Annotated in this window: 18 protein-coding genes; 12 read left to right on the top strand and 6 right to left on the bottom strand. The window is 29.0% G+C overall.

Annotated elements, in window-relative coordinates:
• The first annotated feature begins 311 nt into the window (after positions 1–311).
• Genes M6G78_RS03710 through M6G78_RS03690 form a run of 5 tightly spaced genes read left to right on the top strand, consistent with a single transcriptional unit; the run spans position 312 to position 3,743 of the window.
• On the top strand, positions 312–1,076 hold the full coding sequence (locus M6G78_RS03710; protein WP_138267887.1) for a ParA family protein: 765 nt from the start codon (positions 312–314) through the stop codon (positions 1,074–1,076).
• 5 nt (positions 1,077–1,081) lie between these two features.
• The gene (locus M6G78_RS03705) at positions 1,082–1,963 is read left to right on the top strand and encodes a ParB/RepB/Spo0J family partition protein (RefSeq protein WP_138267888.1); all 882 of its coding nucleotides are present in this window, start codon (positions 1,082–1,084) and stop codon (positions 1,961–1,963) included.
• A 3-nt stretch (positions 1,964–1,966) separates the two neighbouring features.
• Complete coding sequence (locus M6G78_RS03700; protein ID WP_138267889.1) at positions 1,967–2,848, top strand: hypothetical protein; 882 nt, start codon at positions 1,967–1,969, stop codon at positions 2,846–2,848.
• A 25-nt stretch (positions 2,849–2,873) separates the two neighbouring features.
• Entirely contained in the window at positions 2,874–3,554 is a 681-nt protein-coding gene (locus tag M6G78_RS03695) for a CvpA family protein (RefSeq protein WP_138267890.1), read from the top strand.
• Positions 3,555–3,563: 9 nt separating this feature from the next.
• A complete protein-coding gene (locus tag M6G78_RS03690; protein WP_138267891.1) occupies positions 3,564–3,743 on the top strand; it encodes a DUF951 domain-containing protein in 180 nt (59 codons plus the stop codon).
• Positions 3,744–3,771: 28 nt separating this feature from the next.
• Here the strand turns inward: M6G78_RS03690 and M6G78_RS03685 are convergent, their stop codons facing one another.
• From M6G78_RS03685 to M6G78_RS03660, 6 genes are all read right to left on the bottom strand, one after another.
• Positions 3,772–5,070, bottom strand: coding sequence for a hypothetical protein (locus tag M6G78_RS03685; protein ID WP_253229637.1), 1,299 nt, complete (start codon positions 5,068–5,070; stop codon positions 3,772–3,774).
• Positions 5,071–5,200: 130 nt separating this feature from the next.
• Entirely contained in the window at positions 5,201–6,145 is a 945-nt protein-coding gene (locus tag M6G78_RS03680) for an AEC family transporter (RefSeq protein WP_253229636.1), read from the bottom strand.
• 261 nt (positions 6,146–6,406) lie between these two features.
• Complete coding sequence (locus tag M6G78_RS03675; protein WP_253229635.1) at positions 6,407–6,931, bottom strand: nitroreductase; 525 nt, start codon at positions 6,929–6,931, stop codon at positions 6,407–6,409.
• Positions 6,932–7,027: 96 nt separating this feature from the next.
• The gene (locus M6G78_RS03670; RefSeq protein WP_138267895.1) at positions 7,028–7,702 is read right to left on the bottom strand and encodes a YoaK family protein; all 675 of its coding nucleotides are present in this window, start codon (positions 7,700–7,702) and stop codon (positions 7,028–7,030) included.
• Positions 7,703–7,720: 18 nt separating this feature from the next.
• On the bottom strand, positions 7,721–8,194 hold the full coding sequence (rlmH, locus tag M6G78_RS03665; protein WP_138267896.1) for a 23S rRNA (pseudouridine(1915)-N(3))-methyltransferase RlmH: 474 nt from the start codon (positions 8,192–8,194) through the stop codon (positions 7,721–7,723).
• Positions 8,184–8,942, bottom strand: coding sequence for an acyl-ACP thioesterase domain-containing protein (locus M6G78_RS03660; RefSeq protein ID WP_253229634.1), 759 nt, complete (start codon positions 8,940–8,942; stop codon positions 8,184–8,186). Before M6G78_RS03660 ends, rlmH begins: the two co-directional genes overlap by 11 nt.
• 185 nt (positions 8,943–9,127) lie before the next feature.
• Between M6G78_RS03660 and M6G78_RS03655 the strand changes: the two genes are divergently transcribed.
• From M6G78_RS03655 to M6G78_RS03625, 7 genes are read left to right on the top strand one after another with little or no spacing between them, the layout of a single operon-like run.
• Positions 9,128–9,733 carry an ECF transporter S component gene (locus tag M6G78_RS03655; protein WP_253229633.1) on the top strand — a complete coding sequence of 202 codons (606 nt, stop codon included), beginning with the start codon at positions 9,128–9,130 and terminating at the stop codon, positions 9,731–9,733.
• 39 nt (positions 9,734–9,772) lie between these two features.
• On the top strand, positions 9,773–10,363 hold the full coding sequence (locus M6G78_RS03650; protein ID WP_253229632.1) for an ECF transporter S component: 591 nt from the start codon (positions 9,773–9,775) through the stop codon (positions 10,361–10,363).
• A 9-nt stretch (positions 10,364–10,372) separates the two neighbouring features.
• On the top strand, positions 10,373–11,143 hold the full coding sequence (locus M6G78_RS03645; protein ID WP_138267900.1) for a type III pantothenate kinase: 771 nt from the start codon (positions 10,373–10,375) through the stop codon (positions 11,141–11,143).
• Positions 11,124–12,119, top strand: coding sequence for a tRNA-dihydrouridine synthase (locus M6G78_RS03640; RefSeq protein ID WP_253229631.1), 996 nt, complete (start codon positions 11,124–11,126; stop codon positions 12,117–12,119). The genes M6G78_RS03645 and M6G78_RS03640 overlap by 20 nt, the downstream gene beginning before the upstream one ends.
• A 4-nt stretch (positions 12,120–12,123) precedes the next feature.
• Complete coding sequence (locus tag M6G78_RS03635; protein WP_253229630.1) at positions 12,124–12,999, top strand: YicC/YloC family endoribonuclease; 876 nt, start codon at positions 12,124–12,126, stop codon at positions 12,997–12,999.
• Positions 13,000–13,011: 12 nt separating this feature from the next.
• Positions 13,012–13,557, top strand: a complete 546-nt coding sequence (gmk, locus tag M6G78_RS03630; protein ID WP_138267903.1) for a guanylate kinase — start codon at positions 13,012–13,014, stop codon at positions 13,555–13,557.
• 56 nt (positions 13,558–13,613) lie between these two features.
• Positions 13,614–14,282, top strand: a complete 669-nt coding sequence (locus M6G78_RS03625; RefSeq protein ID WP_138267904.1) for an allulose-6-phosphate 3-epimerase — start codon at positions 13,614–13,616, stop codon at positions 14,280–14,282.
• Positions 14,283–14,305 lie beyond the last annotated feature (23 nt).

The raw sequence follows: 14,305 nt of genomic DNA, 5'->3' as shown, positions 1-14,305 counted from the left end.
ACTAAATTTTTTTAATTTTAATTATACATTTATATATTTAATCTATAATATATATACTTTCTTATTAATTATTTTATATTAGAAAAAAATATAATCATTTTTTCATTTTAATTTCATATAATATTTATGTTTATTTCTTATAATATATAAAACATTAATGTGATATTTAATATGAACAGTTTAAATTTACTCCTTTGAAATTTAGTAATATTATGTTTCACGTGAAACAATTTTTAATATTAAATTTATTGAAGGGGTAGTTTTTCTATGTTACAATGTGTTAGTAAAAAAATATAGGAAGAAGAATGTTTATGACTAAAATTATATCATTATTTAATCAAAAAGGCGGGGTAGGGAAAACTACAACTGCCGTAAATTTATCCGCTTGTCTTACAAAAATGGGTAAAAAAGTTTTGGGAATAGACCTTGACCCTCAAAGTAATTTTACAAGCGGACTTGATATCGATAGAACAACATTGGAAAACAGTACATATGATATTATAGTAAATGAAATGGATGCAGCTGATGTTGTAATAAAAACAGAAGTTGAAAATTTGGATTTAATTCCTTCAAGCATAGATCTTGCAAGTGCAGAAATAGAAATTGCGGGAAGACCTAAAAGAGAAACAATATTAAAAAGAGGGATAAAAAGCATAGTAAATAATTATGATTATGTAATAATAGACTGTGCACCTTCTCTTGGACTTTTACCTGTAAATGCACTTTGCGCTTCAAATAGTGTTCTTATCCCAATTCAATGTGAATATTATGCACTTGAAGGGGTAAGCCAACTTATGAATACAATCAACCTTGTAAAAAAAGGTATCAATCCTAAATTAAAGGTTGAAGGGGTATTACTTACTATGTTTGATAATAGAACTAATCTTTCAATGCAGGTTGTGGAAGAAGTTAAAAGATTTTTTGGAAAAAAAGTTTATGAAACTATTATTCCAAGAAATATAAGACTTGCGGAAGCACCAAGTTATGGACAAACTATTGTTGATTATGATCCATCTTCAAAAGGATATAAAGCTTATATGCAGCTTGCAGATGAGCTTATTAAGAAAGGGGAATAAATAATATGGCAAAGAAAAAGTCAGGAGGGCTTGGAAGAGGACTTTCGGCGTTGATTCCGCAGGAAGATGTGGATGGAGTTTTTTCTGAAAATGAAGAACGAGACATAAAACATATTGACATAAATTTAATAAGAGCTAATACAAATCAGCCTAGAAAACAATTTGATAAAGAAAAAATAAACGAGCTTGCAAGCTCTATTAAAGAACATGGAATTATTCAACCTTTACTGGTTGTTAAAAAAGATGATGATTATATAATCGTTGCAGGGGAAAGAAGATACAGAGCTGCCATTGTTGCAGGTCTTAAAGAAATTCCTGTTATCGTTAAAGAATACAGCGAAAAAGAAATAAGCGAAGTTGCTTTGATTGAAAATCTTCAAAGAGAGGATTTAAATGAAATTGAAAAAGCTGTGGCTTATAATGAGCTTAAAGAAAGTTTTAATATGACTCAAGAAGATATCGCAAAAAGACTTGGAACAAGCAGGGCTTCAATTGCAAATACATTAAGACTTTTATCTTTAAGCGAAATAGTAAAAGATGCAATAAGAAATAATCTTATTTCTGCGGGGCATGCAAGAGCGATTCTTTCTGTGGAAGAAGAATACAGAGAAGAGTTTTTGGAACTTATTATAAGTAAAAAGCTTTCTGTTAGGGAAAGTGAAAAATTGGCTAAAGAATTTAAAGGTAAAGAAAAAGAAAAACCTATAAAAAAAGAAAAGAAGGAAAATCCTTATATTAAAGATTTGGAAAACAGATTGTCTTTTACATTTGGAACAAAAGTAAAATTAAAAGATAATGGAAATAATAAAGGCAGTATTGTGATAGATTATTATTCAAATGATGATTTATCAAGACTTTTAGAACTTTTTAAAATAGAGGAAAAATAAACTATGAATAATAAAGAAACAAAATATTTTGCAACAGCTATGTTAGTAAACGGACTTCAGTTATTATTATGTTTTATAATTTATCTTGTAAGTCTGATAATCGGAGTAAATAATGTAATCATTGCGGGAGTTATGCTTATAGCGGAAATGATTATATGGCTTGTATGTGGATTTAAACTTGCGGTAAGCGGTAAAATGGATAAATTCTGGAAGTTGTTTGTAGGTGCTTTTATTGCAATAGTTCCTATCTTGGTTTATACTTCCATTGCTTATGGAGTAAGTAAACTTGTGCCTACTCAGTCTCAAGGTTGGACAGAGTTTTTCTTCCTTGGCGGTCCATTAATATTCTATAATAAACCAGTTACTCTTTTAATGAGTATTTTTAGAGGTCATGGTTATTTATTATTTGCGGCAAATTATGTCATTATTACTGTTTGTTACTTTATCGGTGAATTTTTCGGTTTTGTAATTAATGGCGGTAAAAGAATGATGAATAATAAAAAAAGTGCTAAGGCAAGCAAAAAAGAAAAAACACCAAAAGTTAAAGAAAAAAAGTTAAGCAGAAAAGAAAAGAAACAATTAAAGAAAGAACAAAAGAAAAATAAAGAATTATCTATTGAAGAAGATGATAATGAAGAAGAAGCTAAAGACTCTTTAGATACAGAAAAAGAATATGTCAATACAGAAAACGAAAATAAAAGCGCTGAAGAATTAAAAGAAAAAAACGAAGTTGTTGAAGAAGAAACAAACGTAAATGTATTAACAGAAAAAATTACTCCTGAAATTGAAGAAAAAGAAGACAGATTGGCAGAGGAAATTGTAAATAATATTTTAAAGGAGAATTTAAAAGAGCAAAGAGCAAAACAAAATAAAGAAAATGAATAATCTTTGCTATTTAACAAAATAGATTATGCTTACATGGATAGATATTTTAATTGTCGGTATTATATTGGTATGTATGATATGGGGGACATTTAGAGGGCTTGTTAAAAGTATATTTTCCATAATAACAATTATATGCAGTTTTATTGTAGCAAAAGTTTTTGCAGGAACATTAAGCATTTGGCTTATTAATAATACAAGAATAGAAGATACAATTCATACTTTTTTAAGAGTAAATAATGTTATTCCGGAAAGTGTGTCAAATAGTGTAGAGCAGGGAAGTGCTAATGTAACAGATTGGTTTGCGGGTTTGAACATAGGAGATATTCCATCATCGATAATTCATTTTTTTGAAAATCTATGGAATAGTGGTTCAAACACTGTAAGCTCGGGAGGTAATATGGCAGTAGATGCGCTTACCGCATCAATTGTTTCATTTATATCTTTTGTAGGTATTTTAATTTTGGCTTACGTAGTGTTATCTTTGATAGTTGAAATTTTAAATCTTGCAACAAAACTTCCTGTTATAAGAACATTTAATAAACTCGGTGGAGCATTGTTTGGAATTGTTAAAGGGCTTATAATAAACTTAATACTAATAAGTATTATATTTGTCATAGCGATATTCTTAAAAGATTCATCTCTTAATGTTGCACTGAGAGATTCGATGTTTGCAAGTTATTTTTATATAGGATATATATTGTTTTAAGAGGTTATTATGGAAGAAAAATATTATGCGGATGATATTGTGGTTATGAAAAAAGGTCATCCATGCGGTGTAAATGAATGGAAAATAATAAGAATAGGGCTTGATGTCAAGCTTGAATGCATGGGATGCGGAAGAATAATTACAATTCAAAGAAATAAATTTAATAAAAGTGTAAAGAACAAAAAATAAAAGGATATCGATTGATATCCTTTTTATTTTAGTGTTGTTGTTTTTTCTTTAATGTAATTGCAGTTGTAATACCAATAATTGAAATCATAAATGTAATTACAAATAATGTCATATTTGAATTGTCACTTGTTTGTGGTGAAACAGTTTCTGCATTATCATTTTTGTTATTATCTGTTGATGTAGAACCTGTACTTTCTGAAGAAGAATCATCTTTATCTGTTGAAGGTATTGTGATATTACCACCAGTATTTAGATCTTCTTCATTTATAATAACGTTATTTCCTGAATTATTAATTACTGTAACATTTTCTGGTATAGAAAGTTTTGTGTTTTCAGGAATAGCTAGAAGTTCAATTTCATCGCCTGATTTTAAATTTTTAATTGCTTCATTAAAATCTTCTTCTCCAACTACAGTTTTATTACCAATTTTCGCACTATATTCGCTGTTTACATTAACATTATCACCAAGTTCCTTAAGGAAAGTTCCACCTGTTATTTCAATTTTATTTGTTCCTGTTGAATCAACAGTACCATTTATAGTTCCTTTTTGAATGATAACTTTACCTTCTTCTGTACTAGATACGTTACCGTTAATATCAGTACCATTAATTGTAATTACAGGTGATTGAGAATCATATCCTGCACTTGTATAATTTGATGCTAAAACTTCACCGTTTATTGTTCCTCCGTTTAGAGCCATTTTACCGCCGTTTGTAGCATTAATATTACCGTTTATTGTTCCGCTTTCAAGAATTACGTTTCCACCGTCATAACCGCCCCATTTGTCAGAATCAAATGCCATTCCTCCTGCTGCTGCAGTTATTTCGCTTCCGCCTGTTATTGTAGTTGAACCATTGTTATTTGAAACGATATATTGTGTTAAATTGTCAGTTCCTGATAATTTAACATTATCAATAGTTAAGTCGCAATAATTTTGAATTAATAGTTTTGCTGTTTGTGATGTTATAGCACCGTTTTGAATTTTAACTGTTGAGCCTTTTAATAATTGAAGACCATTTGTTTCAGTACCTGTTGAACCTACAGTGTCTGTAATATCCCATGTAAAATTATTTAAATCGAATGTTATGTTTTGATTTTCATTTACTTTTACACCGGAACCTGTAAAATTGTCGTTAAATGTAATAACTGCATTAGTATTGTCCTTTGGAACAGCTGCCACCGCTTCTGCCACAGTATCATAATTTTTTTTGCTGTCTCCAATTTGGAGTGTTACTGCATCTGTTGCTGCGAATACATTTGAAAATAAAGAACATATGATAGCAATAATCGCAAAAACAGATATAATTTTTTTGCTTTGTTTTTTCATTAGTTTCTCCTTTTTTATTTTATAATTATTTTTACAACAACTTATATATAGTATATATTATTAACTATGTATTTTCAAGGGAAACCTTTATTTATAATATTATTAAAGAAATGTTTCACGTGAAACATTTTTATATTAAGTTTAGTGTTTTTAATATAAAAAGCCACATAGTCAAAGTGAACGAGCTTAATAGTGTTGTTATCATAACGGTTGAAGATGATAAAATGCCTTCATGCCCCATATTCTTTGCCATAATAAATGAGCTGACTGTTGTAGCACTTCCAAGCATAACAAGTATTGTAACAAGATAATCATTTCTGTATCCCATATAAACGCCGAGGGGTAAAAATAAAGCACAAAATACTATTAACTTAAGAACAGCACATATGATTGTAGGTTTTATTTCTCCAACTGCCTTTTTAAAATTAAAACTTGCACCTATGGATATAAGACCAAGCGGAGTTGCAAGGTTTGCCAAGTTTTCTAATGTAGTATCCATTATTACGGTCTTTGAAAGTCCTGATAAAGACCATAAGATTCCAAATACAATACCTAAAATTATAGGATTTTTTAGTATATCTATAAAGGTAGACTTTATAACTTTTCCATCAAGTTTTTCTTTATTTGGTTTGAATATTGAAAGTATTATAACAGCGGCAATGTTATAGAGAGGAACTGCGCCTATAATCATTAAAGGGGAGGCTCCTATGTTTCCGTAAATGTTTTGTACGAATGCTATTCCGATAATTGATGCAGAGCTTCTGTATGAACCTTGAATAAATTCTCCCTGTATATTTTTGTTTTTTAAGAATAAAGATATAACATAGGATATCAAAATTGAAATAAAAGTAGCTATAAAGCAGAATAAAACAAATTTTGTATCCCAAAGTTCAATAAAATCAACACTGCTTACATCTTCAAATAAAAGTATTGGAAGAGCAATAGAAAATACTATTTTATTTAAGCCCTTATTAAATTCTTCATTTATTATATTTATCTTTTTTAAAAACATACCCACAATCATAATAAGGAAAATAGGTATTGTCGCGTTTAAACTGAAAATCAAACTGTTCATAATAACACCTCAAAGAAAATTTTAACACATTATTTTTTTCTTCAAGAACATTTTTATTATGTATTTGTTTTCAAATTAAACAATGATACATATTTAGTGATTAAATAATATTTAAAGTAATTAATATATTATTTTTTAAGGGGAAAATTATTACTTTAAATGTTATAAGTATTTTGAAATAGTAATAAAGCACTGTTATGTAATATTACAAAATATATTAAGGTATAATAAAAAAAAGAGATACAATATTGTATCTCTTTTTTATTTGATTATTATACTGTAATTTTCTTTTCTTGGTTTTGCTTCTTTTATTTCGCCCTTTGAGTAACCAAGAGATAAAGCTCCTATCCCAACTAAATCATCACTTAAATTCCATTCTTTTAAAAGAGCTTTTCCTTCATCTGTATTAAACATTTCGTATTCTCTGTTTATCCAGCAAGTTGAAAGTCCCAAAGAATGAGCAGCAAGCATCATATTTTCAAGTGCACAAGTACCGTCTTGAACATGCGTTCTTGCATTTTTGTCAGCTAAAACTATTATTACTGTTGGAGCATCATAATAAGGATTTGAATCACTTCCCATAATCTCTGCATTCATTTTTGCAAGTTTTGTTAAAGTATCTTTGTTTTGTACGGCCACGATAACAGGAGATTGTTTGCCCATTCCAGAAGGTGCATATTCACCTGATTTTAAAATAAGCTTAAGTGCTTTGTCACTTATTTGTGTATCCTTATAACTTCTTACGCTTCTTCTTGAAAGAATATTTTCAATAACCTGGTTTGACATATAAATCCCTCCTAAACGTCTATTATATATATATTTTAATACAAATAATTAATATATACAATATTTAAGAATAAATAAGGATATATGTAATTTGTATTAGTAACGTTTTTCAACTTCTTCAATAAACATTAGAGTAAATACTATAATAAGTCCTATTACTGAAAATAATACTGCTTTTGTGAAAAATATCTTTGTTAAAAGACTTCCAATAATAGCACCTAAAATAAAGAAACATATTATTCCATAATATTGAATGCTATTTCTTAATAACTGTTTGTTTTTGGTTTGTTTGTATTTGTATAAATTTTCTGTTGCACTTCTTAAATTTCCTGTGCACATTGTTGTTGCATATGCATTGCCGTTTACTTTTCTAAAGCCCTCTACCTGCAAAGAGCATACAAAGGATATTAATATGTTACATAAAGTGTCTAAATTTCCGGAAGGAATAAATCCTACAATTAAAAGAGTTATAATTTCAATTAAAATAATTATTTGTCTCCAATGTATGTTGTCGTTGTATTTATGTCTTTTCTTTATCATTTCTGCTGCAAGTATTCCGATAAAAAACGCGAATATAGGAAGGAAATAGAATCCAACCATTTGAAGATTTCCTTTTGATACATTTATTCCAAGCAAAACTATATTTCCTGTTTGGGCGTTTGCAAAAACACCTCCTCTTGAAATATAAGTATATGCATCTAGGAAACCTCCAACAATTGCCAAAATCATTCCCAGCCTATAGGTTTCGGACATTTGTTTCTTTTCTGTCATTTTATTGTCTTCCTTAGTTTATTTGTGATAGGTTTCATTGTTTATTATTTTAAAACTTCTATATATTTGTTCAAGTAACATTATTCTAAATAGCTGATGGGGGAAAGTCATTTTGGAAAAGGAGATTTTTTTATCTGCCTTTTTAAGTACGCTGTCGCTTATTCCAAGGCTACCGCCGATAATAAAGGTTATGTTGCTTTTACCTGTTATTGATAAATTTTCTATTTGCTTTGAAAATTCTTCTGATGATAATTGTTTTCCTTTAATATCCATTGCAATAACAAAAGAGTTTTTAGGAATTTTTGAAATAATTTTTTCGCCTTCTTTTTCTTTTGCAATATTATCGAGAGAGTCATTACCGGTTAGCTTCTCATCCGGAAGTTGAATTAAATTTAACTTTACAAATCTTGAAAGTCTTTTTGAATATTCATTCTCAGCCATAACCCAATATTTTTCTTTTAATTTACCTACACATATTATATTAATATTCATCTTTTTTCTTCCAAAGTATTTTTATTAATGTATAAATTTCATTTTCTTTACTGCATATTTTTATGTTTGTATATTTTTGACCTTCTTCAACAGTATCTTTTGAATAGACAATCGGTTCGTCATTTATAGTAATTTGTTTTTTATATGTAACTTGGATTTTATAAGGTAGATAATTACTTAAAACATCTTCATCTACATAGTCTAAGAAATATGAAAAATATAAAGAATTGTTTACGTGATTGTTAGTATCTAAATCGCAGTGTCTTATTTGAAGAGGTTTATATTCTACATTATTAAATAGTTCGTCATCAATTTTATCAACATCAAAACCTCTTCCTTTTTCTATATCTTCAATATCATAAACATTTGCTATTTCTTTTGTTACTTTTCTTATTTTAAAAGTATCTTTTTCAACGAACAGCCATCTTGTTTTTGCTTCTATTAGAATTTTTCCATTTTCATCTTTTAACAAAAATATTCTGTTACCATAGAATTTATTAAATGAATAAGGATATGTTTCAACAGTTATATAATCGCCTATTTTACCAAAGTGGTATATGTTCATATCATAATTTAAAAGTATCCAAGTAAGGTCACTTGTTCTGTCTATGCCAAGTGTTTCATCTTGTTTTAAAAATATATCTTGAAACCACCTTGCAGCTTCCATAGGTTTTAGTCTGTTAAAATTATCAACGTTTGAAAACTTTATTCTATGCTTTTCCGTTATATATGATTTTAAATTCTGCACTTTATCACCTGCTTATAATATTTTTTTATATTATACTACCAAAAATATAATTTTCAAATAATCCTTCAAATGTATCATATATATTTTTTTCTTGACAAAGGTATATGCGGTGATATAATGATTTTGTTAAAACGTCTTGCATCCTTGGTAATAACCTAAAAGAAGGAGTGAGAACGGAGGTAAATATGAATAATAAATTATTTAAAGACACAAAATCTTTTACATTTTTAAGCATAATGCTTGCTTTAACTATTTTTTTCACTTATACGGTCGGAATGATTCCTACGGGGATGGCTTCGATGGCAGTTCTTGCATTTTTCCCAACAGTTTTAACTTCACTTATATATGGTCCTAAGACGGGTGCATTTATGGGGATTTTAGCTGGAATTGTTGCTATGTCAAAAAATATCATAATGCCATCAGGATTACTTTCTCCTTATTTTATAAATCCTCTTGTGTCAGTTTTCCCAAGAATGTTTATAGGAATTATACCTTATTATGTATACAGACTTCTGGATAAAATAATAAAACAAAAAGATATAGTAGCCTTTATATCAGGAATGATGGGTGCTGTTACAAATACAGCTTTTGCAATGACTATGCTTTATCTTGTTTATGCAAAAGATATAATAGCGGTTACGGGAAAAGCTTTTAAAGCTGTTTTACTTGGCATTATTACTTCTTCTTCAGTAATAGAAGCCATTATAATGGGTATTGCAACTTTTGCTGTTTTAAAAATTTATCTTATGAAGAAAAATACTATTGCGGCAAATATAAAAAAGAATATATAACATTTATATGTAATTATAAAAAGGAAGAAGGATAATATAATGGGTAGTTTATTTAAAGATACTAAACAGTTTACATTTATGAGCATAATGTTTGGAATAACAATATTTTTTACTTATACTGCAGGAATGATTCCTGCAGGTATGGCATCTGTTGCAATACTTTGTTTTATTCCTACTGTTCTTACATCTCTTATTTATGGAATAAAAGCTGGTGCATTTATGGGGGCGCTTGCTGGTCTTGTTACTCTTTCAAGAGCAATTATCGCTCCTGCAGGAATACTTGACCCATATTTTATAAATCCTCTTGTATCAGTTCTTCCTAGAATTTTTATAGGTATTGTTCCGTATTTTATATATAAGATTGTAAAAATGTTAACAAAGTCAAAAGCTTTAAGCTTTTTCTTTTCTGGTGCCTTTGGGGCAATAATAAATACAGCACTTGTTATGCCAATGTTATATTTAATTTATGGTACAGAAATTGCCAAAGCAGTAGGAACTAGTTTCAAAGTTCTTTTGATTGGTATTATTACATCTTCCATGTTGTTGGAAGCATTTGTAATGGGAATATTTACTGTTGCAATAATGATGGTATATATAAAGAAAAATCCAAATATAAAAGTAGAAAAATAGGAGAGAAAAATGATTTTAGTTATTGATGTAGGCAATACCACTACACAACTTGGTATTTTTAAAAATGATAAGTTAATACATGAGTTTAGATATATTACAAAACAAGATAGAACAAGTGATGAAATAGGGACTCTTATAATAACATTCTTTTCTCATTTTGGTATTAATATAAAAGATTTTCAAGGAGCAATTATTTCAAGTGTTGTTCCTGATGTAAATTATCATTTAGTTAATGCAATAAAAAAATATTTATGTGTTACTCCTATGATTGTTGGTAGCGGAATTAAAACAGGTATTAACGTAAGAACAGATAACCCAAAAGAAGTAGGTGCAGACAGAATCGTAGATGCAGCGGCAGCTTATAATATATATAAATGTCCTGTTATAGTGGTAAACTTTGGAACTGCAACAAGATATGATTATGTAAATAAAGATGGAGTATTTTCTTATGCGGTAACATCTCCTGGTATTCAAATATCAGCCGATGCACTTTGGAAACAAGCTGCAAAACTTCCTAAGATAGAAATAAAAAAACCAGATAGTATACTTGCAAGCAATACTATAACAAGTATGCAGGCAGGTCTTGTATACGGATATATCGGACAAGTTGAATATGTTATAAGAAAAATGAAAGAAGAATTAAACGAAGAGGGAATAAAAGTCGTAGCATGTGGAGGATATGGAAAAATAATTTATCCTGAAACAAATGTTATAGACGATTTTGACCCATTACTTACATTAAAAGGATTAAAGATTATATATGACAAAAACAAAAAATAATTATTTTAGCAAACTTTTTAAACAAAACAAAGGAATATTAGCTCCAATGGCAGGTGTAACAAACCTGCCTTATCGTATTTTTATGAAGGAAATGGGCTGTAGAATATTTGTAAGCGAAATGGTAAGCGCTAAAGGAATATTTTACGGAAGTAAAAACACATTTCCTTTAATGGAAACAAATGAAATCGAGCATAGGGATTGTGCCTGTGGAATTCAAATATTCGGAAGCGACCCTGAAATTATGGGTAAGATAACAGATGAACACTTGAATGATACAGAGTTTGACTTTATAGATATAAATATGGGCTGTCCTATGAAGAAAATAGTAAATAACGGGGACGGTTCTGCGCTTTTAAAAGATCTTGTAAAAGCAAGAGAGGTTACTGAGGCTGTTAAGAAAAACTCAACTAAACCCTTAAGCGTAAAAGTAAGACTTGGCTTTAATGAAAAATATATACTTGATATTATAAAAGCTGTAGAAGACGGCGGAGCAGATATGATTACCGTACACGGAAGAACAAGGGAGCAGGTATTCACCGGAGAAGTTGATTATGATGAAATTAAAAAAGCAAAAGAGAATGCAGATGTTCCTATAGTAGTAAACGGTGATTTGGATAACTATCTTAAAGCAAAGGAAAAAATGGATTATACAAAAACAGATGCCGTAATGATAGGAAGAGGGGCAAATTATGATCCGTTTATTTTTTCTCAGTTTAACGAACTTATTGAAGGTAAGGAAGTTAGCGTATATAATAATCAAGATAAAATAAATGCTGCAAGAAAACATTTTGAAATTCACATGAAATATTCAACTGCAAAGAAAAGTGTTGTGGAATTTAGAAAATATTTATATTGGTATATAAAAGGAATAAAAAACAGTGCCAAAATACGAAACAGCATAAATAACATTTTTGAACAAGAACAAGTATATGAAGTATTTGACAGAATAGACGATATATTAAAAGAAGGAGAATAAAAATATGAAAAGCATGACGGGCTTTGGAAGAGGTGAATATAGAAGTGAAAAACTTGTAATTGATGTTGAAATAAAAACAATCAATCATCGTTACAGAGATTTTAATATAAGACTTCCAAGAAGATATTCAGCCTTTGAAGAAAAAATCAGAAACCTTATAAGTGAAAAAGTAAACAGAGGAAGAATAGATGTATTTATAAAGACTGAAAAATTTGGAAGTGAAGATGTATCTCTTCATTATGATAAAGAGCTTGCAGGGGAATATTATCAAATATTAAATCAAATAAAAAATGATTTCCCTGGGGTAAATGATGATATATCAATCATAAACATTGCAAGATATCCTGATGTAATAAAAGCAGAAGAAGCAGAAATTGACCTTGAGGAACAATGGAAATACTTTGAAAGTGCCATAAAAGAAGCAGTAGATACACTTGTTGAAAGCAGAAGTGCAGAAGGTGAAGCATTAAAGAAAGATTTCGTAAAAAGAATTAATATTATCGATGAACAAAAAGAAACAATATCAAAACTTGCTCACGAAATCCCAGAAAATTATGCAAAAGAATTAAATGACCATATAGAAAAATATAAAATAGGCGTTATTGATTCTGATAGGATAGCAACTGAAATTGCACTTTATGCAGAAAGAGTAAACATAACAGAAGAACTTGTAAGACTTTCAAACCATTTAAAATCTTTCCTTTCAATAATAGAAAAAAAAGAACCTATTGGAAGAAAGCTTGATTTTCTTTTACAGGAAATTAACAGAGAAGCAAACACAATTGCATCAAAATCAAACAGCTTTGAAATAAGTACTGCAGTTGTTGAAATAAAAAGCGAGTTAGAAAAAATAAGAGAACAAGTTCAAAATATAGAATAGTAGGAGAAGAAAATGAGAGGAAACTTATTTGTAATATCAGGTCCTTCAGGAAGTGGCAAAAGTACAATATGTTCACTTCTTGAAAAAGAAGATAAAATAAAGATATCAATTTCAGCAACAACAAGAGATAAAAGAACAGGTGAAGTTGACGGAGTAAATTATTTCTTTCTTACAAAAGAAGAATTTGAAAAAAAGATAAAGGAAAATGCTTTTTACGAATATGCCAATGTATTTAATAATTACTACGGTACTTTAAAAGCAAAAGTTGATGAAATGCTCGATGAAGGATATCATGTAATACTTGAAATTGATGTTCAAGGAGCAATGCAGATAAAAGAACAAAATAGTGAAGCAAAGTTAATCTTTATAATGCCTCCAAGCGAAGAAGAGCTTATAAACAGACTTACAGGAAGAAACACTGAAAGTGAAGAACAGCTTAAACTTAGAATAGGCACGGCAAAAAAAGAGATATCATATAAAGATAAATACGATTATGTTGTAGTAAATGATAATCTTGAAAAAGCCGTAGAAGAAATAAAAGAAATAATTTTAAAATAAAATCGACAAAATAGTCGGTTTTTTTGTATAATAAAATAAAAAAAGGAAGAAAGCAAATGGAATATAAAATCAGCCCATCTCTTATGTGTATGGATTTACTTAATATCGAAAAGCAAATAAAAATACTAAATAAATATGTATATTCATATCATGTTGACATAATAGACGGAGTATACTTCAAGAATTTTTCTTTTACACCCCCTTTTATGAAGGCTATACGAACTATTACAGATAAAAAGTTAGATGCACATGTAATGTTAATAGATCCATTTTATTATTTAGAAGAAATGGTTGAAAGCGGGGCAGACTGTGTAAGTATTCACAGCGAGAAACTTATAAACGAAGCATTTAGAACAGCAAAATTTCTTCATGATAGAAATAAAGATTTTGGGGTAGTGTTAAGCCCCGAAGCAAAAGCAAGTGATTTGGAAAAATATATTGAAAAGGTAGATAAAGTTACTGTAATGAGCGAAGAACCTGGGTTTGCCGGAGGAGAGTTTATTTCTGGAAGTCTTGATACAATAAAAGAACTTGTTAAAATTAGAGAAGAAAAGAAATTAAACTTTTTGATTGAAGTTGATGGAGTAGTAAATAAAGATCATTTTAGAGAATATAAAGATGCGGGAGTTGATATTTATATAGTAGGAAACAGAGGATTATTTTCTCTTGATGATGATTTGGAAAAAGCAGTAAATATAACCCTTGAACAAATAGCAAAAGCATAAAAAGAACGGTACTACCGTTCTTT

Source organism: Anaerofustis sp. NSJ-163, assembly GCF_024135845.1.
Classification (GTDB): domain Bacteria; phylum Bacillota; class Clostridia; order Eubacteriales; family Anaerofustaceae; genus Anaerofustis; species Anaerofustis butyriciformans.
The sequence above is the reverse complement of the archived record's forward strand: the minus strand, read 5'-3'. Positions and strand labels throughout refer to the sequence as shown.

Bases quoted from the DNA above. Each gene is read 5' to 3' on its own strand.
- M6G78_RS03710 (WP_138267887.1), top strand. From the start codon at position 312: ATGACTAAAATTATATCATTATTTAATCAAAAAGGCGGGGTAGGGAAA.
- M6G78_RS03705 (WP_138267888.1), top strand. From the start codon at position 1,082: ATGGCAAAGAAAAAGTCAGGAGGGCTTGGAAGAGGACTTTCGGCGTTG.
- M6G78_RS03700 (WP_138267889.1), top strand. From the start codon at position 1,967: ATGAATAATAAAGAAACAAAATATTTTGCAACAGCTATGTTAGTAAAC.
- M6G78_RS03695 (WP_138267890.1), top strand. From the start codon at position 2,874: ATGCTTACATGGATAGATATTTTAATTGTCGGTATTATATTGGTATGT.
- M6G78_RS03690 (WP_138267891.1), top strand. From the start codon at position 3,564: ATGGAAGAAAAATATTATGCGGATGATATTGTGGTTATGAAAAAAGGT.
- M6G78_RS03685 (WP_253229637.1), bottom strand. From the start codon at position 5,070: ATGAAAAAACAAAGCAAAAAAATTATATCTGTTTTTGCGATTATTGCT.
- M6G78_RS03680 (WP_253229636.1), bottom strand. From the start codon at position 6,145: ATGAACAGTTTGATTTTCAGTTTAAACGCGACAATACCTATTTTCCTT.
- M6G78_RS03675 (WP_253229635.1), bottom strand. From the start codon at position 6,931: ATGTCAAACCAGGTTATTGAAAATATTCTTTCAAGAAGAAGCGTAAGA.
- M6G78_RS03670 (WP_138267895.1), bottom strand. From the start codon at position 7,702: ATGACAGAAAAGAAACAAATGTCCGAAACCTATAGGCTGGGAATGATT.
- rlmH (WP_138267896.1), bottom strand. From the start codon at position 8,194: ATGAATATTAATATAATATGTGTAGGTAAATTAAAAGAAAAATATTGG.
- M6G78_RS03655 (WP_253229633.1), top strand. From the start codon at position 9,128: ATGAATAATAAATTATTTAAAGACACAAAATCTTTTACATTTTTAAGC.
- M6G78_RS03650 (WP_253229632.1), top strand. From the start codon at position 9,773: ATGGGTAGTTTATTTAAAGATACTAAACAGTTTACATTTATGAGCATA.
- M6G78_RS03645 (WP_138267900.1), top strand. From the start codon at position 10,373: ATGATTTTAGTTATTGATGTAGGCAATACCACTACACAACTTGGTATT.
- M6G78_RS03640 (WP_253229631.1), top strand. From the start codon at position 11,124: ATGACAAAAACAAAAAATAATTATTTTAGCAAACTTTTTAAACAAAAC.
- M6G78_RS03635 (WP_253229630.1), top strand. From the start codon at position 12,124: ATGAAAAGCATGACGGGCTTTGGAAGAGGTGAATATAGAAGTGAAAAA.
- gmk (WP_138267903.1), top strand. From the start codon at position 13,012: ATGAGAGGAAACTTATTTGTAATATCAGGTCCTTCAGGAAGTGGCAAA.
- M6G78_RS03625 (WP_138267904.1), top strand. From the start codon at position 13,614: ATGGAATATAAAATCAGCCCATCTCTTATGTGTATGGATTTACTTAAT.